General features: G+C 65.9%; 16 protein-coding genes and 1 pseudogene. 9 read left to right on the top strand and 8 right to left on the bottom strand.

Features of this window, described 5'->3' with window-relative positions:
- The first annotated feature begins 11 nt into the window (after positions 1–11).
- The 5 genes from OC537_RS04535 (at position 12) to OC537_RS04515 (ending at position 6,336) form a co-directional block, all read left to right on the top strand.
- Positions 12–1,247, top strand: a complete 1,236-nt coding sequence (locus OC537_RS04535) for an MFS transporter (RefSeq protein WP_262109800.1) — start codon at positions 12–14, stop codon at positions 1,245–1,247.
- Positions 1,248–1,305: 58 nt separating this feature from the next.
- A complete protein-coding gene (locus OC537_RS04530) occupies positions 1,306–3,279 on the top strand; it encodes a siderophore amonabactin TonB-dependent receptor (protein WP_262109797.1) in 1,974 nt (657 codons plus the stop codon).
- Positions 3,280–3,354: 75 nt separating this feature from the next.
- Complete coding sequence (locus OC537_RS04525) at positions 3,355–4,371, top strand: amonabactin ABC transporter permease subunit 2 (RefSeq protein ID WP_262109795.1); 1,017 nt, start codon at positions 3,355–3,357, stop codon at positions 4,369–4,371.
- Positions 4,372–4,382: 11 nt separating this feature from the next.
- A complete protein-coding gene (locus OC537_RS04520; RefSeq protein WP_262109793.1) occupies positions 4,383–5,465 on the top strand; it encodes an amonabactin ABC transporter permease subunit 1 in 1,083 nt (360 codons plus the stop codon).
- Positions 5,466–5,508: 43 nt separating this feature from the next.
- Positions 5,509–6,336, top strand: a complete 828-nt coding sequence (locus tag OC537_RS04515; RefSeq protein ID WP_262109791.1) for an amonabactin ABC transporter ATP-binding protein — start codon at positions 5,509–5,511, stop codon at positions 6,334–6,336.
- 75 nt (positions 6,337–6,411) lie between these two features.
- Here the strand turns inward: OC537_RS04515 and OC537_RS04510 are convergent.
- Positions 6,412–7,135: pseudogene (locus OC537_RS04510) on the bottom strand (4'-phosphopantetheinyl transferase).
- Between the two features lie 210 nt (positions 7,136–7,345).
- Here OC537_RS04510 and OC537_RS04505 point away from each other — a divergent pair.
- Positions 7,346–8,284: an iron-siderophore ABC transporter substrate-binding protein gene (locus OC537_RS04505; RefSeq protein WP_262109789.1), complete on the top strand. Its 939-nt coding sequence runs from the start codon at positions 7,346–7,348 to the stop codon at positions 8,282–8,284.
- 75 nt (positions 8,285–8,359) lie between these two features.
- Here OC537_RS04505 and OC537_RS04500 read toward each other — a convergent pair whose 3' ends face one another.
- From OC537_RS04500 to OC537_RS04470, 7 genes are all read right to left on the bottom strand, one after another.
- Positions 8,360–9,910: an amino acid adenylation domain-containing protein gene (locus OC537_RS04500; protein ID WP_410050456.1), complete on the bottom strand. Its 1,551-nt coding sequence runs from the start codon at positions 9,908–9,910 to the stop codon at positions 8,360–8,362.
- Positions 9,907–16,176, bottom strand: a complete 6,270-nt coding sequence (amoG, locus tag OC537_RS04495; RefSeq protein ID WP_262109787.1) for an amonabactin biosynthesis non-ribosomal peptide synthetase AmoG — start codon at positions 16,174–16,176, stop codon at positions 9,907–9,909. The genes OC537_RS04500 and amoG overlap by 4 nt, the downstream gene beginning before the upstream one ends.
- A gap of 135 nt (positions 16,177–16,311) precedes the next feature.
- On the bottom strand, positions 16,312–17,061 hold the full coding sequence (gene dhbA / locus OC537_RS04490) for a 2,3-dihydro-2,3-dihydroxybenzoate dehydrogenase (RefSeq protein ID WP_262109785.1): 750 nt from the start codon (positions 17,059–17,061) through the stop codon (positions 16,312–16,314).
- A 20-nt stretch (positions 17,062–17,081) separates the two neighbouring features.
- Positions 17,082–20,171 carry an amonabactin biosynthesis non-ribosomal peptide synthetase AmoF gene (gene amoF / locus OC537_RS04485; RefSeq protein ID WP_262109783.1) on the bottom strand — a complete coding sequence of 1,030 codons (3,090 nt, stop codon included), beginning with the start codon at positions 20,169–20,171 and terminating at the stop codon, positions 17,082–17,084.
- Positions 20,168–21,079: an isochorismatase family protein gene (locus OC537_RS04480; RefSeq protein WP_262109781.1), complete on the bottom strand. Its 912-nt coding sequence runs from the start codon at positions 21,077–21,079 to the stop codon at positions 20,168–20,170. Before OC537_RS04480 ends, amoF begins: the two co-directional genes overlap by 4 nt.
- 23 nt (positions 21,080–21,102) lie before the next feature.
- Positions 21,103–22,764, bottom strand: a complete 1,662-nt coding sequence (locus OC537_RS04475; RefSeq protein WP_262109779.1) for a (2,3-dihydroxybenzoyl)adenylate synthase — start codon at positions 22,762–22,764, stop codon at positions 21,103–21,105.
- Positions 22,761–23,924, bottom strand: coding sequence for an isochorismate synthase MenF (locus OC537_RS04470; RefSeq protein WP_262109777.1), 1,164 nt, complete (start codon positions 23,922–23,924; stop codon positions 22,761–22,763). The genes OC537_RS04475 and OC537_RS04470 overlap by 4 nt, the downstream gene beginning before the upstream one ends.
- A 24-nt stretch (positions 23,925–23,948) precedes the next feature.
- Here OC537_RS04470 and OC537_RS04465 point away from each other — a divergent pair, with 24 nt between their 5' ends.
- The 3 genes from OC537_RS04465 to OC537_RS04455 all read left to right on the top strand — a co-directional run bounded on the left by OC537_RS04465 (position 23,949) and on the right by OC537_RS04455 (position 26,943).
- Positions 23,949–24,116: a hypothetical protein gene (locus OC537_RS04465; RefSeq protein WP_162627438.1), complete on the top strand. Its 168-nt coding sequence runs from the start codon at positions 23,949–23,951 to the stop codon at positions 24,114–24,116.
- 129 nt (positions 24,117–24,245) lie between these two features.
- The gene (locus OC537_RS04460; protein ID WP_025326676.1) at positions 24,246–24,797 is read left to right on the top strand and encodes a lipoprotein; all 552 of its coding nucleotides are present in this window, start codon (positions 24,246–24,248) and stop codon (positions 24,795–24,797) included.
- Positions 24,798–24,945: 148 nt separating this feature from the next.
- A complete protein-coding gene (locus OC537_RS04455) occupies positions 24,946–26,943 on the top strand; it encodes a hypothetical protein (RefSeq protein WP_262109771.1) in 1,998 nt (665 codons plus the stop codon).
- Position 26,944: the final 1 nt, after the last annotated feature.

The raw sequence follows: 26,944 nt of genomic DNA, 5'->3' as shown, positions 1-26,944 counted from the left end.
GTCAGCCTCTGATGAAGCCAGAACCTGTCGTCTCCTCCCCTGCAGCCATCCATCTGGCCTTGCTGATCAACATGCTCTCCATGGGCAGCATGATGATGGTGATGCCCCTCGGGCCGGACCTGGTGACAAGCCTCGGCATGGCCCCGGAGCAGACCGGTTACTTCAGCGGCGGCGCCACCCTGGGCGCCGCCCTGATGGGGCTCCTGGCCGCCCCCTGGCTCGATCGAGTCAATCGCAAGCCCGCCCTGCTGGTGCTGCTCACCCTGCGTTTTCTGCTGCTGATGGCCTGCGCCTTGGTGCAAGACAGTCAGCAACTGCTGGTGATCTTCATCCTGTCCGGCTGCGTGGCAGGGCCCCTTGCCGCCATCCTGATGGCCGCCGTGCTGGATCTGGTGCCCCCAAGCGATCGCGGACGCCGCCTCGCCTACGTGGGGATGGCGTTTTCACTTGCCGCCATCCTGATCGTGCCCGTCGCCCTGGTGCTCGCCCAGTGGCTCGGCTGGCAGAGCCCCTTCCTGCTGTTTGGTGCGAGCGGCCTGCTGCTGGCCCTGCTCTGCGCCCGGCTGCTGCCCTCACTGCCGGTGACTCGAGCCCCGCAAGGCCAGGGGCTGCGCCAGTTGCTGGGCTCGCCGCTCTGTCAGGGGGCTCTGTGCATCCTCTGCCTGCAGATGTTCGGCCACTTCCTGCTGATCCCGCACTTTGCCAACTACTTCCAGTTCAACCTAGGTTTCCCGCGGGAACAGATCGCCGCCCTCTATCTGTGCGGCGGCCTCGCGAGCATGGCCACCATGCGCCTGTGCGGCGGCTGGATAGACCAGGGTCGTGCCCAGGGCGCCATACTGCTCACCAGCCTGTTGCTGGCCCTGGTCACCCTGCTCGGCTTCGCCATGCCGCTCGGCCTGCCCGTCTACCTGCTGTTTACCCTCTTCATGGCCCTGAGCTCGGCCCGCGCCAGCACCACCCTAGCTGTCACGGCGGCCATTCCGGCCCCCCATCAGCGCGCCGCCTTCATGTCCTTCCAGGGCACCGTCACCAATGTGGCGGCCGGGGTCGGCAGCCTGCTTTCGGCCAGATACCTGGTCTCCGATGCGGGGGGCGCCCTGCACGGTTTCTCCACCCTGGCCTGGATCAACATCGGCTGCGGCCTGCTGGCCTGCGCCGGCGTCTGGTTCCTCATCCGGGGACTGGAGCGGACAAGAGATAACAATAATCCTGCCTCTGGTACTGCCAGACAAGGAAGTCAGTGAGCATTTGGGCCCACAGCGCCCTACCCCATAACCTCTGTTTATTCATGGAGTTTTGACAATGCAGTTGCAGCATGGCGTATTTCGTTTGAACCCGATTTTGCTCTCCCTCGGCCTGCTGGCCGTACCGGGCCTGGCCCAGGCAGAGTCGGTCAAGGCCAACGAGACCATGGTGGTCACCGCCACCCAGACCAAGCACACCGAGCTGTCCGCCCCGGCCAGCGTCTCGGTGGTGACCCGTGCCGATCTGGACAAGATGAACGTCAACAACATCGGCGATGCCCTCAAGCACGTGCCGGGGGTCAACATAGTCTCCACCAACCCCACCGGCCGCAACGAGATCAAGATCCGCGGCATGGGGGGTGACTACACCCTGCTGCTGATCAACGGCAAACGGGTCAACGCCCGCGAGACCCTGGGCAGCGCCTACGGCAACGACTTCGACTTGAGCTCCATCCCCATGGCCGCCATCGAGCGCATCGAGGTGATCCGTGGCCCCGTCTCCTCCCTGTACGGGGCTGATGCTCTGGGCGGCGTAGTCAACGTGATCCTGCGCCAGGCCAAGGAGAAGACAGAGGCCGCCGTCGGTTACACCCACAGCATGCCCACCGAGGGTGATGGCGGTGATGCCAACCAGGCCAGCGCCTATGTTTCCGGCGCCCTGATCGACAACAAGCTGCTGGGCAACGTGGTGGTGGAAGGCTATCAGCGCGACAACTGGAAGAGCGATCAGTCCAACAACCCGGACGCCGATGCCCTGGAAAAACGGGAAGTGGTCAACGTGCTGACCAGCCTGAAGTGGCTGGTGGCAGACAACCAGGACATCGACTTCGATCTGGGTTACAACCAGAACGACATGGACAGCTACTTCAACAACGTGCCCCGCGCACCGACCGCACCGGCCACCCCCCACAACGTGCAGAATCTGGATCGCCTGAGCCTGGGGCTGACCCACAACGGCCGTTGGGAGCACTTCGACAGCCGCGCTCGTTACTACTTCGAACAAATCGATCTGATGGATGACTCCCAGCTCAATGGCGGCGCCGCGGATGTCACCCAGACCAACAACACGGTTGACGGTCAGGTCAGCGGTTACCTGGGTGATCACCTGCTCACCTCAGGCGCCGAGCTGCGCAAGACAGAGCTGGAGCACAGCCGCAACATCGCCAATGGCAGCGTGGATGCGACCCAGAGCGCCGTCTACCTGCAGGATGAATTCGGCTTCGGCGATCTGGCCCTGACCCTCTCCGGTCGTCTGGATCACCACGAGACCTATGGCACCGAGTTCAGCCCGCGCGCCTATGCCCTCTACACCCTGACCGACGAGTGGGTGATCAAGGGTGGCGCCGGCAAGGCGTTCAAGGCCCCGACCCTGGCCCAGTCCAGCGAAGGCTTCTCCACCACCGCCTGCCGCGGCGCCTGCCAGGTCATCGGCAACCCGGATCTGAAGCCGGAAACCGCCGTCAGCTATGAGCTGGGCACCGCCTACGAGTCCGCGCGCTTCGGCGCCGGGGTGACCGGCTTCCACAACGAGATCGAGGATCTGATCCAGAGCGATCAGTGGGGCCCGGGCTACCGTCCGACCGTGATGACCTACCTCAACGTCAAGGAGGCCCGCATCAAGGGTCTGGAGCTGACCGGCTGGGTTGACGTGCTGGACAACGTGACACTGACCGGCAACTTCACCCTGCTGGACTCAGTGGACAGGAGCACAGGGGACGATCTGGCCAAGACCCCGGATCACACCGGCAACCTCGGTCTGGACTGGCAGGCGAGCGAGCTCGTCAGCGCCAACCTGGCCTGGCAATATGTCGGCAGCCAGGTGATCAAGGTCCCGGCCCGCAACTCCCAGGCGTTCACCTCCAAGCACTACCAGACCCTGGACGTCAACACCAACTGGACTGTCACCCCGGCGCTGGACTTCAAGCTCGGCATCACCAACCTCACCAACACCAAGCGTGATGAGGTGGCCACCGACGCCGACTTCATCCTGGAAGGACGCACCGTCTACGCTGGCGTAGATTACAAGCTGTAAGCTCTCCCTGCGGGAGCCCCGAGATCGGGGCTCCCTTTTTGCGTTTCTACTGCCCCCTTTCAAAGGAGTTGTTGCGTGCTCAGATACCAAGCTCAGCTGTTCTGGCTCGGAGTGCTGCTCCTCTTACTGCTGATTTCTCTGTCACTGGCCACAGGCGCCGGTGTCTATGGTGGCCGCGAGGTCGCCGGTTTCCTGCTGGGCGATCCCGCCCTGGTGGCCGATGAAAAACTCGCCATGATAGTCAATACCCTGCGCCTGCCCCGCACCCTGGCGGCCCTGGTGGTGGGCGTCTGTCTCGCGCTGGCGGCCTCCATGCTGCAGAGCGCCACCCGCAATCCCCTGGCCGAACCCGGCCTGCTCGGGGTCAACGCCGGCGCCGTGTTCGCCCTGGTGATAGGCCTGACCTGGTTTGGCGTCGAATCCGCCTACGGTTACCTGCTCTGGTCCGGCATGGGTGCCCTGCTCGGCAACCTCATAGTGCTGGGTCTCGGCCTCATGGTGGGGCGCTCCAACCCCCTCAAGCTCATCCTGGTGGGGGTCGCCCTCTCCGCCACCTTCGGCGGCCTCTCCAACTTCCTGCTGCTCTCCAACCGGGTAGTGCTGGAGCAGTTCCGCTTCTGGAACCTGGGATCCCTTGCCGCCTCGGATCTCGATGCCGTGCTCACCGTCATGCCGTTTGCCTTGGCAGGATTGCTGATGACCCTGGCGCTCTGCCGCCAGCTCACCCTGATGCAGATGGGGGACAACCAGGCCCAGGCGCTCGGCATACGGCCGACCCGGGTGCGCATCGGCGTGCTGCTGGCCGCCACCCTGTTCACCGCCTGCGCCATCGCCATCGCCGGTCCCATCGGCTTCGTCGGCTTCCTCGCCGCCTACTGCGCCCGCCTGGTGGAGCCGGTGCGCCTGGCCATCCAGGTGCGCTTCTCCGCCCTGTTCGGGGTGCTGTTCCTGCTCGGTGCCGACATACTGGCGCGCTGGCTGCTGCAGCCGTTCGAGCTGCCCAACGGCGTCATTCTGGCGCTGATCGGCGCCCCCGTGCTCATCCTGGTGGTGCGCAGCGGCGGCTTCCGCTCCCTGCTGGCCGTCAAATAAGGTGCCCTCCCATGAACAACTCCATGAATGACACCCTGACGGGCACCCTGCCCGAGACCCGACTCCCCACCGGCACCCTGCGCCTGCGCCTCGGCCGCCGCACCCTGCTGCTGGAGCGCCGCGCCTGGCTGATCACCCTCGCGCTGATCGTCGCACTGGTGCTGCTCTCCCTGCTGGCCCTGACCCTGGGCTCAGGCAAGATCACCATGATGGGGGTCGTCCAGACACTGCTTGGGGAGGGGAGCCGGCTCGATGAGGTGACTGTGTTCAAGATCCGGCTGCCGCGCATCGTCGCCGTGCTGGTGGCCGGCGCCGCCATGGGCCTCTCCGGCTGCCTGGTACAGACCCTGGTCCGCAACCGCCTCGCCACCCCGGACATGATAGGGGTCAACGAGGGGGCGTCCCTTGCCATCATCATCTTCTCCCTATACCTGACCCTGGGCAGCTGGCCCTGGTGGGCCGCCCCCTTCGGCGCCCTGTTTGCCGCCGCCGTACTCTATGCCCTGTGCAACAAGCCGGGGGAGCAGGGCTACCTGTTCGTGGTGATCGGCATAGGCGTCTCCGAGCTGATGAACGCCATCGGCCAGTTCGCCATGTCCACCCAGTCCCTGGTGCACCTCACCAGCCTCTATCTCTGGAACATGGGCAACTTCGTCGGCCAGGGTTACGGCACAGTGGTGCCTGTGGGGATACTGATCCTGCTCATCTGCCCCTGGGTCGTCTATCTCTCCCGCGCACTCGGCGTGCTGCGCCTAGGATCCGTCACCGCCAGAACCCTGGGGGTGAACGTGAACCGGGTGCAGCTCGGGGTGCTGGCCCAGGCCATACTGGTGGCGGCCCTTGGCACCGCCATCGGCGGCCCAGTGGTCTTCATCGCCATGGCGGCCCCCATACTCGCCTCCTGGCTCTCCCGGGATCGCATAGTGCCGCTCTGGATTGCGGCCCTGTGCGGCGCCCTGATGCTGCTCGCCAGCGACACCCTGGTGCGGGTGCTGGCCAGCCCCCACGAGGTGGCCACCGGCATCATGACCCGCATTCTCGGCGGCCTGCTGCTGCTCTTCATCCTGATCAAAGACAGACAACGGGCGGACTGACCATGACATTCATCCATTTCCAAGACAGACCGAGGGCCGCCTGATGACGCTCACCGTGAATCGACTCCATTTCGGCTACCAGCACAAGGCCATCTTCGAGGAGATCTCCCTCTCCATCCCCCAGGGCAAGCTGGTGGGCATAGTCGGCCCCAACGGGGGCGGCAAGTCCACCCTGCTCAAACTACTGGCAGGCCAGGAGCAGCCTCAGTCCGGGGAGATACTGCTCAAGGGCAAGCCCCTGGGTAGCTATGGCATGAAGGCCCTGGCCCGGGAGCTGGCCTACCTGCCCCAGCGGCCGCTGGTGCCGCCTGGCATCCGGGTCGAACAGCTGGTGCAGTATGGCCGCCATCCCCATCAGGGCTGGTTCAATCAGTGGAGCGAGGAGGACGCCCGCATGGTGGACTGGGCCCGGGAGCGGATGCAGCTCGATGCCATCTGGCAGCAGAGCGCCAATTCGCTGTCCGGCGGCCAGGCCCAGCGGGTCTGGCTCGCCATGGTGCTGGCCCAGGATGCGGATCTCATCTTGCTGGACGAGCCCACCAGCGCCCTGGACATAGGCCACCAGACCGAGGTGATGGAAGCCATCCACAGGGTCGCCGCCGAGGGCAAGACGGTGCTCATCGTGATCCATGATCTCGCCACCGCCGCCCGCTACTGCGACGAGCTGATTGCCCTGGGGGACGGCGGTATCCAGGCCATGGGCCCGGCCCGGGAGGTGGTGACCAAGTCCCTGATCGATCGTCTCTACCAGACTGACGTGGACATACTGCACGCCCCCGGCGATGGCGCCCCCGTCATAGTGCCGCGCCGGCGCGGCGAAGAGGTGCCCCGTCGGCGCCAGGACAGGACGCCAAGCAAGCAGTCGGCCTGAGATGGATACAAAGAAACCGCCTGATGGCGGTTTCTTTGTCTGGGCAGTGACGGGGCAGGAGAGCCTGGGCGCCGCTCACAGCAGCAAGGTGGTGAGCACGCCCCCCGGCAGCGGTTGCCAGCGCAGGGTGCAGCGCCAGCCGGCGGGCAGGGTCGGCGTCAGGGGGGCCTTAAGCTCCAGGGTGAGGGTCTGATCCGTCAAGGTGAGCCAGCGGGCATCGAGAAAGTCGAAGTAGCGCCCCACCCTGGGATAGAGCGTCTTGAACAGGCTCTCCTTGGCGGAAAACACCAGGGTCAGCCCCCGGGATCTGTCGAGCCCTACCGCGCCGGCCCCGGCCTCCAGCCGCCCCCACTCATCCTCATCGACTATGCCGGGCCAGAGCTGCGCCGCTTGGTCGGCCTCGAGCCAGGCCTCCAGATCCAGCCCCATGCCCCCTGGGCGGGGCGCACCCGCAGAGCGCCACCCCCTGCCCCGCCAGCTGGCTGTGGCTGATGCTCCCCTCCATCCCCTCAGGCCAGAGCGGCTCGCGGGCGCGCCCTATGGCCACTGTACTCCCCGCCAGGCCGAAGGGGCACAGAGCCTCGCGGGCCGCGAGGCGTCCCGCCAGAAACTCCCCCAGCCGCTTGGGGGCTGCCCCTTGCAGGCTGGCAGGCAGCGCCATGCCCTGGGCCGCAAAGCAGGCGGGGGTAAAGGCGGCGGCATCGAAGCAGATCCGGTGCAACAGGAGATCTGGGGAGCCTGGCAGCGGCAGGTGATCCCGTTGCAAAAGGAAGGGGGTGATAGGGGGTAAAGGGGGCATCTGGGCTCCTCGTAATGGAGCCTTATGGTAACAAAACCGCCAGGGCCAGCACCACAAACACAAATGACAATGTTTCTCACTTGCGCTTCTGTGGTAGCATGTCCCCGCCCATTTGGACCCCGGTTTTAGGCTGACTGGCAGGCACGACCAACAGGGGCCACCCGGCATGGGGCAAGAGTGCCGCCGATTTCACCCATTAAGGATGTAACCATGAAGATCTCCTCCCCCCTGGCCGCCGCGCTCATGCTGGCCAGTCTGGTCGGCTTTCAGGCCCAGGCCGGCACCCGCCAGGTGCTCGATGCCAACGGCCAGTCCCAGACAGTCCCCGATGATCCCCGGCGCGTCGTGGTGCTGAGCGAGCTCGATCTCGACAGCGCCCTGACCCTGGGGGTGCAACCGGTCGGCACAGTCAACGGCCGTGGCCAGGGCACCCTGCCCCGCTATCTGCTGGACAAGGCGGGCAAGGCGATCCAGGTGGTCGGGGATCTCGACAACCCCAACCTGGAGAAACTCATCGATCTGGAGCCCGACCTCATCCTCACCGGCCAGACCAAGCCAGAGCTCCTGGCTCTGCTGCAGGAGATAGCCCCCACAGTGGTCACCGGCAACTGGGGCGAGCCCTGGAAAACCGTGTTCAACCGCAGCGCCAATGTGATGAACAAGGAGGCCGAGGCCAAGGCCTTCCTCGCCCGGTATGACGCCCGCCTGGCACAGGCCCGCAGCAAGCTCGCCAAGCACCAGGGGGAGCAGGTAAGCATAGTGCGCTGGAACCCCAAGGGGCCTAGCTACATGCACGGCGGCACCTTCGCCAGCAGCGTGGTCACCGAGATGGGGCTGGCTCGCCCTGCCCACCAGATAGGCGACAAGAGCCCCCACTCCCCGGCCCTCAGCCTCGAGTCCCTCAACCTGCTGGACGGTGACTGGCTGGTGGTCGGCACCCTGAGCGCCAGCGGCGATGCGGTGGATGCCATGAAGCAGGCCGAACAGACCCCGGCCTTCCAGCAGCTCGGCGCCATCAAGGGCAAGCGCTTCGGCGCCGTGGACGGGTCGCTCTGGACCTCCACCGGCGGCCCCCAGGCGGCCCTTAGGGTCATTGAGGATGTCGAGGGGCTGCTCTCCAAGCCGGACGCGACCCCCATCACTCACTAAGCCCCCCCTCGGTTGACTGCCAACAAGAAGCCCGCATCATGCGGGCTTCTTGTTATCCATGACTCGGCAGGACGCCTACACCGGCAAGGGCAGCGCCTTTCTATCCAGTTTGCCGCTGCCGGTCTTGGGCAGGGCATCCAGCAGGATAAGCCGCGCCGGCACCATGTAGTGAGGTAGCGTGGCCTGCAACCCCTTGCGCAGGGCCAGGCGGTTGAGGGTCACCCCGCTTTTCGCCTCCACGTAACCCACCAGCATGGCGTCATCCCCCTCACCCACCAGACGCACCGCCGCCTCCTGCACCCCGGGTTGACGGCGAAGGCCCGCCTCCACCTCCCCCAGCTCGATGCGAAAGCCCCGCAGCTTGACCTGATCGTCACGCCGCCCGAGATAGAGGAAGCTGTCCGCCCCAAGCAGTCGCACCCTATCCCCGGTGCGGTAGAGGCGGTGGCTCTCCAGGCGCAGGAAGGCGGCCGCCGTCAGGGCGGGCTTGCGCCAGTAACCCTCGCATAGGGCCGGGCTCTCGATGCAAAGCTCACCGGCCTCCCCCTCTGCCACCGGCTGCCCCGCCTCGTCCAGCACCCAGTGGCGGTAGCCGGGCAGGCTGTGGCTGATGGTGATCTGCCCATCAAACGGTGGCCAGCGCACCTCGCTCACCAGGGACCAGACGGTGGCCTCGGTGGGCCCGTAGCAGTTCCACAGTCGCTGGGTGCGAGCGCAGAGCTGCTCGGCCAATCCTGAGTCCAGCGCCTCGCCGCCGCACAGGGCAGTGAGGGTATTGCGTCCCTGCCATCCTGCCTTGAGCAGCATGCGCCAGCAGGCCGGGGTGGCTTGCAGGAAGTTAATACTGGGGTCTGCCGCCAGCAGCGCCAGCATCCCCAGGGGATCCTTGTTGTGCTCGCCGCCAGCCACCGTCACCCGGCCACCGCCCCAGAGCGGCCCCAGCATCTCCAGCAAGGAGATGTCGAAGGCCGGGGTGGTAATAAAGAGCCAGTGGCAGCTCGGTGAGAGTCCGAGCCGCTCGCGGATCCCATCGAGGAAGCAGAGCAGGGCCCGCCGACTGATGACCACCCCCTTGGGTTCGCCGGTGGAGCCCGAGGTGAACATCATGTAGGCGGCCAGGGCGTCGTCCACCCTGGGCCAGGAAAGGGTCCCGCCAGGGGCGGGCCCCTTGAGGGTGCGAAGGGGGCAGCCGAAGTCCGGCGTCGTCGCCTCATCGTCACAGATCACCGCCGACAGGCGCGCCTGACGGGCTATCCCCTGCAGCCGCTCCAGCGGAAAGTCAGGCTCGAGCGGCACAAAGGTGAGACCGAGGCGCAGGCAGGCCAGCAGGCTGGCCACCAGATCCGGGCTGCGCGCCAGATAGAGGCCGACCCGCTCTCCCACCGCCAGCCCCTGCAGGCGGGCGGCGATCTGACCGACCCGCAGGCTGAGCTCGCCATAGTTGAGCCAGGCGCCGGGGCCAGCCTCGCCCATGCCGTGCTCACTTATGCCTTGCTCAGTCATACCGACCCCGCCCAGGCGGATGGCGGGGGCCAGCGGGGTGGCGGCGAGGCAAGCCGCCAGCCGAGAGCCGAGGGAGTGCTCCCTTGCCCCGACCCCCTTGCCTGAGCCTATCGCCATCGTCATAGCACCTCCTCGGGCTGGCGCACCAGCCAATGGTTGAACAGCCGGCAGGGGGAGCCGTATGTCTTGAGATCCCCCAGGCTGAGGGGGGCCCGCCCATCGGCAAAGGCCTCATTGAGGGCCGCCAGCAGGGCAAGCTGCTGCACCGAGTCCACCCCAAGATCCTGCATGCTCTGCTGCCAGATGCCAGGCACGCCGCAATGACGCTGCCACAGGGCCACCAGCACGCGTGCCTCGGCAGGTGGCTGAACCAGCCCGGACTCAGCCCTGGAAGCGGCCACCTGTGTGACTGCCGATGGTGTAGCTGCCCCTTGCGCTGGGGATAGCACGGCCGCCGCCGGTTTGGCCGGCTGGCTCAAGTCCGCCTGCGCCAGCCACTCCAGCTCACTTATCCAGGCGGCCAGCACGGCTTCAGCCTTCGCCATGGGGATCAGATCCCCGTCGAACTCGAGGCGCAGGTTGAGCTGGCCGCCCCGGGCATTGACCACCAGGGAGAGCGGAAGCTCCACCTTCTCCACCACAGTGCCAAACTGCGGCACCAGCTGATGGGGCTCGGGGGCAGCAGGCGCCGCCGGCATGGGGTAGTTCTCGAACACGAACAGGCTCTGGAACAGGCGCGCCCTGCCTTTCGTCAGCGCCGAGAGCGACTGGGTGCCGTGCTCATTGAGCGCCATCAAATCCGTCTGCAACTGGGCGATATGCTCGGCCAGGCTTAACTCGTTGCGCCACTCCAGGGCCAGAGGCAGGCTGTTGATATAGAGGCCGACGCTCTGGGTGATTCCCTCGACGGGATAGTCCCGGCCCGGGGTCACATTGCCCACCAAGGTCACCCCATCGCCACAGCGGCGGGCCAGCAGCCGATGCCAGGCATATTGGGCCAGCAGCCCCGGGGTCACCCCGAGCTCGCGGGCACGGGCCTCCAGTTGTGCCGACACGTGCGGCGCCAGCGTCTCGCCACAGACCTCGGGTCTGTGCTGGGTCAGGTGTTGCTCCAGTGCCACCCCGAATAGGGCGGACAGGTCGTTGGGCCTGGCCAGCAGCGCGCCACGTCCCTGCCAGTAGGCCTCAGCTGTGCGGGCCTGGCTCGCGATATGGCGGCCGAATTCCAGCCAGGCGGTATCCGGCTCGGCCTGGGGCAGCTGGCCCTTCATCAGTTGCTGATAGTGACTGTGCAGGCTGCCCAGCAGCACAGGGCCGCTCCAGCCATCCAGCACGCCGTGATGGGCGCTGAAGACAACCTTGTGGTGATCGGGGGCCAGTTTGAAGCAGGCGACCCGCAGCAAGGGGGCCACATCCAGCGCTATGGGCCGGGCCAGATCCTGCTGGCGATAGGCCGCGATATGGGCCTCGGCCTGCGCATTCCCCACCAGATCCTGATAGTGGAACGGCAGCTCGGCCCGTTGCAGGATGCGCTGCAACGCGACCCCGTCCGCCAGCACCAGTTCGCTGCGCAGGGCGGGCCAGCGGGCGATCTGTGCCTGCCAGGCCTGACGATAGACCGTCATGTCCAGCGGCTGGTGGTAGTCTATCTCTGTCTGCAGGTGGTAAGCCGTGTCACGAGGCGCCAGCGCCCTGTGATGGAACATGCTCTGCTGCAAGGACGTCATGGGCAGCAGTGTCTCCACCTCGCGCCCGCTCAGCACCCGATCCAGCACGGCTTGCGAGAGTCCAAGCCCCGGGAAGTCGCTCGGGGTGTGGCGCGGGGCCTTCTGGGCGCAGCAGTGCACCACCAGGGCCTCGATATTGGCCCCTAGCCGCGCCATCAGGGCGTCGCTCGCCAGCTGATTGAGAGCGCCGACCTGGCGCAGGGTGAGGCAGCCGTCATAGACGCCCCCGTGCAGGCTGACAAGCTCTCGCGGCAGGTTGTCAGGGGAAGTTGGTGCCCCCGGCGCCATCGGCAGGGGCTGCCAGGGCTGACCTGCAGCGCCCTGATGGCTGACTCCCAGATAGTTGAAGACGATGAGTGCCTCTGGCAGTTCCCAGCCACGGGGATGGTGCAGACGCAGTGCGTTGAAACCCACCCCCTTGTCCGGCACGGCCCGCAGCCGCTCCTTGGTGGCGCACACCAGCGCATCCCACTCTGGCTCATCGGCCAGCGCCAGCGGATAGGTGCTGGTGAACCAGCCCAGGGTGCGGCTCACATCGAGTTCAGCATCGATTGCCTCGCGGCCGTGCCCTTCCAGCATCACGCAGTGACGTGTGCCATAACCCAGCTCGCTCAGGGTGCGAGTCAGGGCGGCCAGCAACAAGTCGGGTACCCGGGTGAAGAAGGCCTGATTGGCCGGGTCGATCAAGCGGGCCGTGGTCTCCTTGTCCAATTGCAGCAGGCTGGCGGCGGCGCGGCCATTTTCGGCGCGCTGTGCTTCCAGCAGTCCTCGCTGGTTGCCCTCCCCCTGGGCCAGCCAGAACGCCAGCTGATCCTCTTCGCGCAGGGCGTAGGCGGCCAGCCCTTCGCCCCACTGGCGATAGCTGCTGCCCTTGGCGGGCAGGGGCTCGCCCCTGCTCACCCGGGCGAGATCCTCGGCCAGAATGCGCCAGGAGACGGCATCGATGACCAGATGGTGAAAGGCGAGGAAAAGCCCCTCCACCGGCTCTGCCTCACCCTCGATGGCCAGGTTGCGCAGGCGGGCCCAGGCCAGGGTGTGACCGCTGGCGGGATCCAGCCCCCCCTGCAGCTCGGTCAGGCGGGCCTGCAGTTCAGCCCCGCCGAGTGTTCCTGCATCCAGAGTCGGCAAGGGCGGCAGCGCCAGCTCGGCCAGATAGCGCTGGCCGGTCGGGGTCACCGCCAGGCGCAGCACATCGTGGTGCTGGCGCAGGGCATCCAGCCAGCCGCGCAGGGCCTCATCGTCCACCCCGGCCGGCAGGCGCAGTATCACCCCCTGATTCCAGTGACCGGGCTTGGCAAAGCCCTGCTCGAAGAACCAGTGCTGAATGGGATGGAGCGGGAACTCGCCGGTCAGGCTGCCCTGCTCGCTCCTGTGGCTGACCGCCTGCTGCTGGCCGAGCTGGCGGCAGAGGCGGCGCACCGTCTTGGCTTCGAACACGTCCTTCACGCTGCAGTGCAGCCCCGCATCCCGCAACCGGGTGGTGAGCTGGATGCTGAGGATGGAGTCACCGCCTAAGCGGAAGAAGTCATCCTCCACCCCGAGCGGTTGCTTGAGCACCCCTTGCCAGATGGCGAGCACTGTCTGCTCCAGTTCGTTTTGCGGCTCGCCCTTGCTCTGCTGCCAATCAATGGCGGGCAGGCGGCGCAAGTCCAGCTTGCCGTTGGGGGTGAGCGGCATCTCGGGCAGCCAGCAGAGGCGCGCCGGCACCATGTATTCGGGCAGATACTCGCCGGCCCGCTGCAGCAGGGCATCGCCGTCGGGCTCCCTTGCCCCGGCCTGCAAACAGGCGTAAGCGAGCAGACGCCCCTCCTGCACCACCACCTTGATCTGGCGCATCGCCGGGCACAATTCGGCGAGCCTGGTCTCTATCTCCCCCGGCTCGATGCGATAGCCGCGCAGCTTGATCTGCTCGTCTATCCGGCCCAGATACTGGATGTTGCCATCGCGGCGCAGCAGGGCCCGATCGCCGGTGCGATAGAGGCGATGGGGTCGATCCGCCAGCGCCAGCTCGATAAAGGCCTCCTGGGTGCGCTCCGGCAGATTGAGGTAGCCGCGGGCCAGCCCCAGCCCCGCCAGGCAGAGCTCGCCGGGCACCCCCACCGGGCAGAGGTTGCCCCCTTCGTCCAGGATCAGCGCCTTCAGGTTGTTGACCGGTCGACCTATGGTGATGGGCGCCCCCGGGGTGAGCCGCGCGCAGAGCGCGGTGACGGTACACTCGGTCGGGCCGTACATGTTGAACAGCGCCACCCGCTCTCCCCAACGCTCCACCAGGCTGCTTGGGCACGCCTCGCCGCCAAAACCGATGGCCTTGAGGGAGCCGAGATCCGCCGGTGGCAGCAGGTTCGCGAGCAAGGCGGTCGGCAAAATCATATGACTGGCACCCCGAGCGATCGCGGCATCGATCACCCCCTCGCCCGGCTCGCCGAAGTGCAGGGCCGCGCCGCAGTACAGGGGCAGCAAGGCTGTCATGTTGCCCGCATCAAACGAGAGGGACATGCAGTTGAACATGGCGCCATCCTTCCCAAGGGCGATGCGCTCACCGTGATCCGCCATCAGGTTGACCAGGCTGCCCTGCTCCACCATGACCCCCTTGGGCAGGCCCGTGCTGCCGGAGGTGTAGATGATCTGGGCCAGCATGGCGGCGTCCCGAGGCAGTGCAGGCGTGCTGGTTGGCATCTTGTCCAGCGCAAGCTGGTGCAGATCGTGATACTCGGCAGTCGTGCCCGCCAGCGCCTCCCTAAGCCGCACATCCGGCACGCCACCCAGCACCAGGCTGATGGCTGCATCGCCTAAGATATGGGCCAGCCGCTCGGCGGGATAGGCAGGATCGAGCGGTACATAGGCCGCCCCCGCCTTCCAGCAGGCGAGCAGGGCAACCACGAAGGCGACATCGCGTCTGGCCTGGATGCCGATGGCGGCGCCCGGGGTCACGCCGCAGGATTGCAGCCAGTAGGCCAACCGATTGGCGCGCGCCTCCAGCTCGCCATAGGTCAACGATTGCGCACCGTCGCTCACCGCCAGCGCGTCCGGGCACTTCCCAGCGCGCCGCTCGATATGACAGAGCAGGGTGTCGCGGCTCGGGTAGTCCGGCGGCAGGTCGGCAAGCTCGGCGGCCAGGGCGGCCTGGTCGGTGCCCGCCTCCAGCGGCAATTGCCAGATGTCGGTCTCGGGGGCCGCCACCACGGCGCGCATCAGGTGCAGCAGGCGATCGGCAAGAGCCTGGATGGTCTCTCGCTCGAACAGGGCGGTGGCAAACAGCCAGTCCACCCTGACCGAATCCATCAGCTCGGTCACCTTGACCGAGATGTCGGTCTTGGCCGGCAGCACGGGGGAGGTCTCCTCCACCAGCTGGCAGCCGGGGATGAGATCGTTGAAGTCCACCTTGGCCTGATAGACCAGCATGATCTGGAAGATGGGGTTGATGGCAGTAGTGCGATCGGCACCGATGGCCTCGGCCAGCGCCTCGAAGCGGTAGAGCTGGTGATCGAAGGCCGCCAGATCCTCCTCCCGGCACTGCTGCAGATAATCGACAAAGCTGGGCTTGCCGCTGAGTTGAGTGCGCAGCACGAGCGTGTTGACGAAAAAGCCCACCAGCGACTCGATTTCGTGGCGCTCACGATAGGCGAGCGGGGTGCCGATCACCACCTCCTTCTCGCCGCTCTGGCGCACCATCAGCAGGGCAAACAGGGCGTGCAGGCCGATGAAGTTGGAGGTGCTGTGGCGCTGACAAAGGCGCTTGAAGCTCTCCCACAGGTCGCTCTCGATGGTGGAGAAGACCAGCTCGCCGCCGCTGTCCTGATGGGCCGGGCGCGGCTTGTCGAGCGGCAGACCGTGCACCTCGGGGCTGCCACCGAGCCGGTCGACCCAGAACGGCTTGAACTCGGCGTGATAATCGAGAAAACGCGGTGAGTTGAACCAGCGGGCATAGTCGATGTAGGTGAGCGGCAGCTCGCTCACCTGCAGGGGCTCGCGGTTCTGATGGGCAAGAAAGGCGCGCTTGAGATCCGCGAACATGTTCTTGACCGACCAGCCGTCGGAGATGATGTGGTGCTGGGTGATCAGCAGCACGTGCTCGCGGCTGCCGAGGCGAATGAGGTGCACCCGGCTCAAGTCCCCTTGGGTCAGGGAGAAGGGGCGCCCAATCTCTTCGCGTACCCGCCTGGCCACATAGGCCTCCCGCTCGGCAATGGGCTCTGCGCTCACGTCCTCAATCTGCAGCTTGAAGGGCACGTGGGGCAGTATCTCCTGCGCCCCCCTGCCCGCCTCGTCCTTGATGAAGCGGGTGCGCATGCTGGGGTGGCGGGCAAACAGGTGGTCGAAGGCAAACTCCAGCGCCGCCGTGTCCAGCTCTCCCTTAACGCGAAAATAGACCGGCATATTGTAGAGGTGGGAGGCCTCCTCGTACTGCTCGATAAACCAGAGTCCGCTCTGGGACGAGGAGAGCGGCCCCTGCCGGGCGCCCTCGGCGACGATAGGTTCTTCGAAGGCGGCACGGGCCGCCAGGCTGCGCACCAGTTCATCCTTGTGGGCCTTGATGGTGGCGCCGATGGCCGGCGTCACCGCCTCCTTGCTCGACTGGGAGATAAGCTGACCCTTGTCATTCAGAGCCAGCTTCACCCCCTGCCGTTCCAGCTGTTTCAACAGCAAAATCATATTGTTCATCTGTACCTCAGACAGCCGGCGTGGCTCGATGGGAAGAAAAACCGTCCTGCCCCTTCTCATTCAGGGCGAGCTTCACGCTCTGACCGTCCAGCTGTTTCAACAGCAAAATCATATTGTTCATCTGTTTCTCAAGCCTCAGGCACTCAGGGTGGCGCCGCCGTCGACGACCAGATCCTGCAGCGTGATGTGGCTGGCCAAGTCCGAGGCCAGGAAGAGGACGGTATGGGCGATCTCCGCCGGGGTGGCGATTTTGCGCAGGGGAATGCCGAGCTTGAACTGCTCCGGCAGCCCGGCAATGGTGCGGGCCATGGCCTCCTCGCTTGGCAGCATGCCGCGCAGCATGGGGGTATCCGTCGAGCCCGGCGACACCAGGTTGGCGCGCACGCCGAAGGGGGCCAGCTCCAGCCCTACTGTCTGGGTCAGGCTGGTGACCGCCGCCTTGGAGGCGCAATAGGCCGCCATCTGCATGCGCGGCACATGGGCGGCGTTGGAGCCTATGGTGACGATGCCGCCGCGCCGCTGGGCCTTGAAGTGGGGCACCAGGGCCCGCAGCAGATAGAAGACGCCGCTGGCGTTGACCGTCATGCAGTCGTGCCAATCCTGGTCGGTCAGGCTCTCGGTGGGGCCGAGGCGCAGCACCCCGGCCCCGTTCACCAGCACATCCAGCCCGCCGTCTGCCAGCAGCGCTGCACAGCAGGCGTTCACCGCTGCGGCATCGCCAATATCGATCAGCCGGGTGGCATAGGGGTAGCCGACCTCGGGAAACGCCAGATCCAACCCCACCACGGCGGCGCCGGCGGCCACGAACTGCTCTGCCACCTCGCGCCCTATGCCACGGCCGGCACCTGTCACCCAGACCCGCTTGCCACTGAAATCAAAGGCCATTGCTTGTTGCTCCTTATCCATCACCACACCATCTCCACGCTCTCTTCGTCCTCGGCAAGCAGGCCGTCGAGGAAGCGGCAGAAATCATCCAGGCGCGGGTGATCGAACACGTCGGAGACCTTCACCTGCACCCCGAACTCGGCGCCGAGCCGGTTGACTATCTGTATGGTCTGCAGGGACTGGCCCCCCAGTTCGAAGAAGTTGTCCGCAGGCGCCATGGTGGCCAGCCCCAGGATCTGCTGCCAGATGGCGCCGACTCTGTTCTCCGTCTCGCTGCCGAGGGTCAGGGCCTCGCCGCCCGCCTGGTAGGCAGCCAGCAGGGCTTTGCGATCCAGCTTGTTGGAGCCGGTGCGGGGCAGCTGGTCATAGTGGCGATAGTCAGTGGGGATCATGGCGGCGGGCAGCACCCTGGCGAGCTGCGCCTTGATGACCCGGCTGTCGCGCTCGGAGCCGGCCACGAAGGCCACCAGCCGGCGTACGTTGCCGATACTCACCCCCTGCACGCAGGCCTCGTCCACCCCGGACAGGGCCAGCAGTTGAGCCTCCACCTCGCCGGGCTGGATGCGATAGCCGCTTATCTTGAATTCATTGTCGCGCCGGCCCAGATAGACCAGCCGGCCGGCCGCCAGCCGCACCCGATCGCCTGTGCGATAGACGGGCAGCGCCTGCTCACCGACCCGAAGGGTCTCAAAGCTCCCCTGCACGCCACCCACATAGCCGTTGGCAAGCTGTGGGCCGAGCAGCACCAGCTCCCCCTCGCTGGCAGGCTGTTCCCCCGCCCCCAGAATGAGCGCCTGCATGCCAGGCAGCGGCAGACCGATGGGCAGCTGGGCCTGGTTCGGGTCTTCCTGCTGCAGCTCCTGGGTAGTGACCACCACAGTGGTCTCGGTGGGGCCGTAGGTGTTGAACAGGCGCACGTCATGGCGACCTTGGCGCTGCCACTGGGCCAGTTGCTCGGGGTAGACAGCCTCGCCGCCTATGATGACGGTGGCAAGAGAGGCCGGAATGTGGGCCTGGCCCGCCGTCAGCGCCACCACCCACTCGTTCCAGAACGCGGTGGGCAGATCGAGGTGGGTGATTTCCATCTGCTCCACCCCAGCCGCAAAGGCAGCCATGGATTCGAGCAGGGCGTCGGTGCGCAGCACCAGGGTGGCACCGGCGCTCAAGGTGGCGAACACCTCCTCTATGCTGGCGTCGAAATTGAACGGGGCAAATTGCAGCATCCGGGCCCCCTCGTTCAGGTGATAGCGGCAGCGGGCAGCAGCGGCGAAGTGATCCAGCGCCCCATGACTGACCGCCACCCCCTTGGGCAGGCCGGTCGAGCCCGAGGTGAACATCAGGTAGGCGACGGCGCGGCCGGCAGCCGGCTGGTTGAGCCGATCGTCGCTCACCAGATCCCCGGCCAAGAGAGTGCGCCCCTCGAACAGGCTGGCCAGCTTGTGGCGATACTCGGCCTGGGTGATCAGGGTCTTGACCTCCCCAAGGCGCAGTATATGACCCTGGCGCTCCAACGGCTGTTCGGGGTCGAGGGGCACGTAGACGGCGCCCGCCAACAGCACAGCCAGCTGGGCGAAGATGGCCTGGGGGCTGCGGGCCAGCATGACCCCGACCCTGTCCCCCGGCTGCACGCCGGACGTCTGCAGAGCGGCTGCCATCTGCTCGCAGCGGGCCAGCAGTGCCTCGTAGCTGACGCTCGCCTCCCCCTGCATCAGGGCAATCTTGTTCGGGGTCTGGGCGGCGAAGTGGCAGAGCGCGTCCAGCACCGGGCGCACCTTGATCACTTCGTGAGCCGGAGCCGTGATCATGGCTCCCAGCCGCTGCTCGGCCAGCCAGTCGGCCTTGAGGGACCCCAGGGTCTGGGCGGGCTGGGCCAGCCAGCGGGCCAGCAGGGAGAACAGGGTATCAGCGATGGTCGCCAGATCTTGCTGCTGGTAGCAGCCGGGGTTGGCGTCCAGATCCAGTCTGGGCTGACCATCGGCGCCGACCTGCACCTCTATGGTGAGATCCTCCACAGGCCCGGCGCTGATGTTGAGGATATGGGCACTGAGCGGCCCGAAACGGCGGGCGTGATCGAACGGCATGATATTGACCAAGGGGCCGAACAATCGCTTGTCGCCCCCCACCAGGCCAAGGTCGCGGCGCAGCAGTTCGTAGCGGTAGTGCTGGTGCTTGCGCACGCCGCGCTTGGCCTTGGCCACGGCGCCGGCGGCCCCCGCCAGATCCAGTTCTTCACCCAGTGTCAGCGCCAGGGGGGTGATATTCATCTGCATGCAGGGCACTGTCAGGGACGCCGAGCCGATGCGGTTCATCATCATCAGGCCGAGCAGGGTCTGGCGCTGGCCGCTTGCCAAGGATAGCTGGGCCGAGAGGCCGGCCAGCAGCAGATCGGGCCAGCCCAGCTTGTGCTCGTCGGCAAAGCCGGTCAGGGATTGCCAAAGCGCCGCCGGCAGCGGACGGCTCTCGCGGATAAATTCGGCGGCAATCGGCGCCCGGGTCTCGCCAAAGGATTTCACATCGGGCCAAGCCTGCAGCTGCTCCTGCCAAAAGGCGCGGGCGGCGGCGTTCTTGCCACCCTCCTCGCGGGCCAGCTCTTCGGCCAGCACCTCGGCCAACGAGCCGAAGGGGGATGGGGAGTTCATCTCACCGGCCAGCCCCTCTGCATACAGCTCGGCTATACGCTGGAACAGCAAGGTGGTGCCAAAGCCGTCCAGGGCTATGTGGTGCACACAGCTGTAGAGGTAATCGCGGCCGGGGCCGCGCAACAGGGCGAAGCGGCAGGGCGCTTCTTTGGTCAACTCGAACGGACGGCGCAGATCCGCCCAGGCCCAGGCGCGGGCCTGCGTCTCGTCGTCGCGCTCGAGGGAGACATCTTCATAGGCCAGGGGCAGCTCGTGCGAGACGAAGCAGACCGCCTCCCCATCCTCTTCGAAGTGGCCCTTGAGCGCCTCGCACTCACCCACAGCCCGGGTGAGCGCAGCCACCAGCACGGCAGCGTCGACCTTGCCGTCGAAGGCGATGCACTCGGCGGTGTTGAACATCGCCTTGTCGTCGTTGAGCAGATGTCCGGACCAGAGCCCCTGCTGGGGTATGGTCAGAGGGAAGCGGCTCATTGCACCACCTCCAGGTTTTTTTGCTCGGCCAGCTTGGCGTCGATCAGGCGCCACCAGCCGTTGAGGGTCGGCAGCTTGGCCAAGTCCACGAAGCCGAGCTCCACCCCGGCGGCGCGCCACTCGGTGAGCAGGGCCATGATCCGCACCGAATCCAGGCCGTAGTCGATAAGGTTCTCGTCGGGGTCAAACTCCCCTTCGTCCTCGTCGATATGGCTCAGCAGCCGCGCCTTGAGCCCCTCGTAGGTCAGGAGCGAATTGGTCTTGGTGGTAGAAGTGGAAGCCGGGGCAAGGGCCAGCACCTCCTCGCAGGGGATCACCTTGCCGCAGCGGGTCGCCACGTAGTCGAGCGCCATCTGGTGGTCGGTCAGGGAGAAGTCCGCCACCCCGTCCGCCAGGAAGAAGGGCTGAATGTCGCGCATGAAGGCGTCGCAGGCTGTCATCATGCAGCCGATATGGCCGTAGATACCGCCGATGATCAGCTGATCCCGCCCCAGCTCCTTGAGCATCTGTTCGAGCTCGGAGCGCTGGAAGGCGCTGTAGCGCCACTTGACCAGCACTGTGTCGTCAGGCACCGGGCGCAGTGCTGCCACCACCTGCTGCAGCTCGGGGCTCTTGTTCAGACCCGGGCCCCACATGTCGTTGAGCAGGGCCCTGTCCTCGGGGGATTGATCCTTGGGCTGGGCGGTGTAGAAGACCGGAATGCCGAGGGCCTTGCACTGTTTGCGCACGGCCACCAGCTGTTCAGTGAGCGCGGCAATCAGCGGGCTGTCCTCGCCATAAAACGCGGTGAAGTACTCCTGCATGTCGTGGATCAGCAGGGCGGCGCGCTTGGGATCCAGGGTCCAGTCGACCTTGTTGGCCTTCCACTGGCTGGGCATGGCGTAGTTGTTCAGGGTTGGGATAGCCATAACGTCATGATTCCTTTTTAGTTTTAAGCTGTGGTCAGGGGCTGGCCGGCTGCGATGATCTCGGCGATTCGCGCGCGCAGCCCCTGCTTGTCAATCTTGCCCACCGCCGTCATGGGCAGGGCATCCAGGGTTTCGAAACGGTCGGGCAGCTTGAAGTCCGCCACCCCGCGCTCGCGCAGAAACTTGCGCAAGGCGAGCGGCTTCAACCCGGGATCCGTGCTGACGATAAAGGCGCAGCTCTTCTCCCCCATGGCGCTGTCGGGCATGGAAACCAGGGCCGCCTGGGTGATGGCCGGGTGGTGCAACAGCTGGTTTTCCACCTCTTCCGCCGCGATCTTCTCGCCGCCTCTGTTGATCTGATCCTTCTGCCGCCCGACCACTGTGAGGTAGCCATCGGCATCCTGTACCACCAGATCCCCGGAGCAGTAGAAGCCCTCGGCATCAAACACCCGGGCGTTGTGAGCCGGACTCTGGTAGTAGCCGCGGAAGGTGTAGGGGCCCCGGGTGTGCAGGGCGCCAGGCTGGCCGGGGGCGACCGGATTGCCCGCCTCGTCCAGCACGCGCACCTCGTCGTCCGGGCTCATGGGGCCGCCCTGGGTGTGGATCACCTTCTCGTCGGGGTCGTCCAGCCGGGTGTAGTTGACCAGCCCCTCCGCCATGCCGAACACCTGCTGCAGCCGGCAGCCGAGCAGCGGGGTGATCTTGCGCGCCACCGCTTCGGCCAGCTTGGCACCGCCCACCTGCAGCAGGTCGAGGCTCTCAAGCTGACTGCGGACGGACGGATCAGATTCGGCCGCCTGCAACCAGAGGGAGACCGCCGGCGGCACCAGGGAGCAGAGGTTGACCTGGTGGCGGGCGATCAGCGGGAAGCAGCTCATAGGGCCGGGATCTTGCGCCAGCACCACGGCGCCGCCTGCCTCGAACACCCCCAGAGCGCCAGGGGAACTCAGGGGAAAGTTGTGGGGGGCCGGCAGGGCGCACAGATAACGGGTATGGGGACCGAGGCCACAAATCTCGTTGCTGCGGCGCACGCTGTAGAAATAGTCGTCATGGGTGCGGGGAATGAGCTTGGGGGTGCCGGTGCTGCCACCGGAGAGCTGGAAGAAGGCCACCTCGTCCGCCGGAGTCGGGCCACATTTCACCGGCTCACTCTCATCCAACTGCGCCAGCCAGCGGGTCAGCCCCAGCTCCCCCCCGTCGCCATCCAGCAGCACCAGCTCGGCGCCTATGGTTGTCAGCAGCTCGCTCTCGCGACCCTTGCTCTCAAACAGCGGATGGGCGAGCGAGCCGATAAAGAGGCGGGGCCGGATCTGTTCGGCGTAAGAGGCCAGCTCCAGCCGGTTGTGGCTAAAGAGCGCATTGACCGGGGCTATGCCCGCTTTAAGCAGGGCGAAGAACACCAGATAGAACTCGGCCACGTTGGGGAGCTGCACCAGGGCGGTATCCCCCACCCCCAGGCCGTGGCGGGTCAGATTCGCGGCCAGCCGGCTCGAGGCGGCGTCCAGCTCGCCATAGCTGAAGCGGCGCTCGCCGCAGAGGATGGCCTCGGCGTCGGGGGCCAGCTCGCACTGACGCGCCAGCATGGCGGTCAGGGGCTCTCCGCGCCAATAGCCCTTGGTGCGGTAGCGCTCCGCCAAGGCCTCGGGCCAGCGGGTATAGGACAGGAAGCGGTTGGCATCGCTCATTTCGCTACCTCCAAATCCAGGCCCAGGGCTTTTAGCATGGTACCCAGCTTGGTGCCGGTCTCGGCCCACTCCATGGCGGGATCCGAGCCCGCGACGATACCGGCGCCGGCAAACAGCTCGACCTGATGGCCATCGAGCACCCCGCAGCGGATCACCACGGCCCACTCGCCGTTGCCCTGGCTGTCACACCAGCCGACGATGCCGCTGAACAGGGCGCGCCTGAAGGGCTCCTGCTCGCGGATGAACTGGCGCGCAAGATCGGTAGGATAGCCACACAGGGCCGGGGTGGGATGGAGTTGGCAGGCAAGAGAGAGCACTGAGGCGTCGCTGCCATGCAGCTGGCCCGCTATGGGGGTACCCAGATGCCAGAGGGTGTCCGTGCTCATCAGGGTGGGACCTGGGGGGATCGCCAGCTCGCGGCAGTGCGGTGTCAGCACCCGGCGGATCTCGTCGATCACCAGGCGGTGTTCATGCTGATCCTTGCTGGACGCCAGCAGATCCCGGGCCACCGCCTCGTCCTGCACCGGCTCGCTCGCCCGTCTGGCGGAACCCGCCAGCGGGTGGGTGAACACCTCTCCCCCGCTGACCCGCAGCAGCAGCTCGGGGCTGGCCCCAAGCAGTCGGCGGCCCTGACCGAGCGGCAGGGAGAAGTGGAAGGCGTGGGGATTCTGGGCCATCAGGTGGGCCAGCACCCGCTCGGGGTCGGCGGGCTTGTGCAGGGTGAGGATCAACTTGCGCGACAGCACCACCTTGGCAAGCTTGCCTTGGGCGAACGCATCCAGCGCCGCACTCACCGAGGCCTTGAATTCACCCGACGCCGGGGTGCTCTGCACCGAGATGACGCTGTTGGTCTCGGTGGCCTGCTCTTCTGGCGCGACGCGCTCCCCCCGCTCATAGCGGCCGGGCACATAGAGACAGGAGGCTTCCGCCGGATCGAAGGCGAAGGCACCGATGAGCAAGGGGTTGGCCTGGCCGGCGGCCCTGGCGGCATCGAGGGCCCGGGTTATCTGCTGCGCCAGCAGAGGCCAGTCACCGGCGGGGGTCGTTATGGGTTGACCCAGGTCATAGGCACCAAGGCTCCCCTGACCCGAGGTAAACAAGAAGTCTGGCGGTGTGTCCGCCTCGGCAGGTGCGCCATTTTCCATTACACGAGTATTCACGTTACACCCTCAAAAAGATTCAAAATGATAATGATTATCAGTTTGATTTTGTGCGGCGGTAAAATACTCGCTTTGAAATCACGGGGTCAATGGGATTTTGAGTCGATAAAACAGGGGCTTTTCTATGGGTATTGGCACTATGGCGCCGCGGCGGGCCTGCTGGCGCAGGGGGTGGCAACGCTACTCGAATGAACACGAATTGCCATCCCCATATGGGGGATGCGACAGAAACGGGGTCAGGCTGCCCCCACTGGCGGCCGACCCGCTTTGCCCCTAAGATGGCGCCATCTGTTGTTGCCACCCATTTGATGGAACCTTCCCATGTTAAAGCACCTGCTTCTGCTCCCCTTCGCCCTGCTGCTGGCGGCCTGCTCCCTCACCCAGTACAGCGTCAGCGAGGGCGAGATCAACCAGTACCTCAAAGAGCGAGTCGCCTTCGAGAAACAGCTGGGGATCCCCGGCATCATGTCGAGCAAGATCCGCCTGGACGACATGGAGAGTCGCATCGGTCGCACCCGCGCCGATCGGGTAGAGTTGGATGCCGCCGGTGATCTGGAGGTGGCGAGCCCCCTTGGCAGCCAGCAGATGAAGATCCGCCTCTCCCTCAGTGCCCGCCCGGACTATGTGGCGGAGCAGGGCGCCATCTACCTGCGTGACCTCGAACTCATCTCGGTCAAGACAGAGCCGGCCGACGTGGGCGCCGCCCTCACGCCGCTGCTGCCCACCTTCAATCAGTCCCTCTCCCTCTTCCTCTCCCAGACCCCTGTCTATCGGCTGGATGGCAGTCGCAAGAACGAGGCCAGGATCAAGGAGAAGGTCGAGGCCCTCAAGGTGGAGCCCGGTCGTCTGGTGATCCCCTTCAAGCTGATGTAACCCCTGCCGCCGCGCCCCCCTCTCCCCAGACCCCAGGGGCGCGGTTTTTCGCTTCTAAAGTTTCCTCCCTTGCCTCATAATGCACACCATTCTCATTTAGATTCATGAGAAGCGTCATAATAAAATCAAACATATGGGTGAAAAGGACATGAGAAAAAACGTACTGGTGCAGGCGATCGCCTGTGCACTGCTCAGCAGCGCCGCGCACGCTGCCGTCAAGGTGGAAGACAAGACCTTCAACACCGCCGCCAGCATGCTGGCCTATACCGAATTCGAACTCTCCGGCGAGCCGCTGGCCGAAGCGCTGGGGCTGGATCTGGACGTGCTGGACGCCAACCGTGCCGACGAGCCGACTCCCTTTGACTTCGCCGCCGGTATCGAATCCTACGAATACTCCGAAGAGGCGATGTACGCCCTCAACTACCAGTCCGGCATGGGCCCGCACCTGGTGAACGGGCCGCAGAACCTGGCTCGTGGTGGCACCCTGGCCGACCTTGGCAAGCGGGTGCTGGCCATGGCCGATGCGGTCGGCTTCCCGGCCGATGAGGTGCCCCAAGGCATGTATCCCCTCTCCCTGCCCTATGCCGCCGCCAATCCGGAGTTCGCCCAAGCGGTGAACACCGCCCCGGTCAACGGCGATCAGCTCACCATCAAGACCGCCAAGGGCACCGAGAAATCGGTCAAGACCCAGGTCCCGGCCTACTTCCGCGACTACGCCACCCTGCGCTGGAGCGGCAGTGACAACCTGCTGGTCCCGGCGGCCGTGGGCGGCATACTGCTCAAGGAAGTGATGTGGTCCCAGGACTTCCTCGGCGGCATGCACGTGGCCGAGAGCGATGAAGAGGTGGAAGCCGCGTCCGTCACCATGGATCAGGATGGCAAGCACAAGCTCGGCGTCTCCGCCGCCGATGGCTTCAACGGCATGATGCTGACCGAGCAGTCCATCGACAAGCTGGCCATACTGCAGGGCCAGCTCGGCTTCGATGGCAAGCAGCTCGGCGCCAAGATCAGCCCCCAGTACGATCCGGCCAAGGGTGTCGTCTATTTCCCCCATCAGGTGAAAGTGACCGAAACCAGCAAGAACGACGTCGGTGCCATCGGCAAGCTTGAGGTGGTGGACGGCTCCGCCCAGCTGCGCGATGCCTGGATGCTGCTGTGGCCGCTCTCCGAGTTCTACGCCTTCAGCGATCAGCGCAGCGCCAACACCAACCAGAACCCGGCCTTCCACGCCGTGTTTGACGGCGCCCCCTTCGCCGCCGCCCCGGCCGCCAACAAGGCCAATGATCTGGGCAAGGCAGTGGCTGGCAGCGATGCCTTCTCCCTGGCGCTGAACCTCTCCAACCTGACCTTCAAGAACCTGGCCGCCCTGCACTTCGAGCCCAAGGCCGGTACCCTGGTGGACAGCTGGCAAGAGGGCAAGCAGAGCGCTCACGTCACCACCTTCGACGCCGCCTACGCCCTGGTCGCCCTGCAGATCTTCCAGCGCGCCCAGGATGCCTTGCCGGTCGGTTACGCCGCCGGTGACAACGGCGAGCTGAACCTCAAGACCCAGCAGGGTCAACAGGCCCTCGAGCTGGTGCGCAAGCAAGCTGACTTCATCCTCGGCAAGCTGGTGGGCAAGAACGGCCTGGTCCACGACGGCCTGACCCTGGGCGGGTCGCTGGATGCCGGTCAATCCATAGAGGCGCAATTTGCCGCCATCCGTGGCCTGACCGCCGCCTTCCTGGCCACCTCGGATGCCAAGTACCGCACTGCCGCACGGGATCTCTTCATCGCCACCGACAAGGCCTACTTCAATGCCAAGGCGGGCACCTGGCTGGCGGGCAAGCAGGGCGAATACACCCCCTGGACCCAGGCTGCCATCTCCGGCGCCCTGCGCTCTGCCATGCTGAACCTGCGCAACGAAGGGGCCGAGAAGGCACCCGAGCTGGAGCTGGCCAAGCTGACCGGCCAGTACGTTAGCTGGTTCCGTGGCACAGTCAACGGCGGCATGCAGATGGCCGAGTGGGTCGGCGACTCCGGCGAGAACGTCATCGACGGCGCCGGTGGCGACACCGACGAAGACGGCGTGCCGCAAGTCACCGCCGCCGGTGGCAAGCACGGCACCGCCATGGTGATGGCCGGCAAGGCCATCGTCAGCGAATAAG

The sequence above is a fragment of the Aeromonas sp. Marseille-Q5825 genome (assembly GCF_946892685.1).
Lineage (GTDB): Bacteria > Pseudomonadota > Gammaproteobacteria > Enterobacterales > Aeromonadaceae > Aeromonas > Aeromonas rivipollensis.
Note: the sequence above shows the minus strand (reverse complement) of the source record. Positions and strands in the feature narration are given on the sequence as shown.

Bases quoted from the DNA above. Each gene is read 5' to 3' on its own strand.
- dhbA (WP_262109785.1), bottom strand. From the start codon at position 17,061: ATGGCCTTTGATTTCAGTGGCAAGCGGGTCTGGGTGACAGGTGCCGGC.
- OC537_RS04530 (WP_262109797.1), top strand. From the start codon at position 1,306: ATGCAGTTGCAGCATGGCGTATTTCGTTTGAACCCGATTTTGCTCTCC.
- OC537_RS04535 (WP_262109800.1), top strand. From the start codon at position 12: ATGAAGCCAGAACCTGTCGTCTCCTCCCCTGCAGCCATCCATCTGGCC.
- OC537_RS04455 (WP_262109771.1), top strand. From the start codon at position 24,946: ATGAGAAAAAACGTACTGGTGCAGGCGATCGCCTGTGCACTGCTCAGC.
- OC537_RS04515 (WP_262109791.1), top strand. From the start codon at position 5,509: ATGACGCTCACCGTGAATCGACTCCATTTCGGCTACCAGCACAAGGCC.
- OC537_RS04475 (WP_262109779.1), bottom strand. From the start codon at position 22,764: ATGAGCGATGCCAACCGCTTCCTGTCCTATACCCGCTGGCCCGAGGCC.
- OC537_RS04465 (WP_162627438.1), top strand. From the start codon at position 23,949: ATGATAATGATTATCAGTTTGATTTTGTGCGGCGGTAAAATACTCGCT.
- amoF (WP_262109783.1), bottom strand. From the start codon at position 20,171: ATGAGCCGCTTCCCTCTGACCATACCCCAGCAGGGGCTCTGGTCCGGA.
- OC537_RS04460 (WP_025326676.1), top strand. From the start codon at position 24,246: ATGTTAAAGCACCTGCTTCTGCTCCCCTTCGCCCTGCTGCTGGCGGCC.
- OC537_RS04500 (WP_410050456.1), bottom strand. From the start codon at position 9,910: ATGACGATGGCGATAGGCTCAGGCAAGGGGGTCGGGGCAAGGGAGCAC.
- OC537_RS04480 (WP_262109781.1), bottom strand. From the start codon at position 21,079: ATGGCTATCCCAACCCTGAACAACTACGCCATGCCCAGCCAGTGGAAG.
- OC537_RS04520 (WP_262109793.1), top strand. From the start codon at position 4,383: ATGAACAACTCCATGAATGACACCCTGACGGGCACCCTGCCCGAGACC.
- amoG (WP_262109787.1), bottom strand. From the start codon at position 16,176: ATGAACAATATGATTTTGCTGTTGAAACAGCTGGAACGGCAGGGGGTG.
- OC537_RS04505 (WP_262109789.1), top strand. From the start codon at position 7,346: ATGAAGATCTCCTCCCCCCTGGCCGCCGCGCTCATGCTGGCCAGTCTG.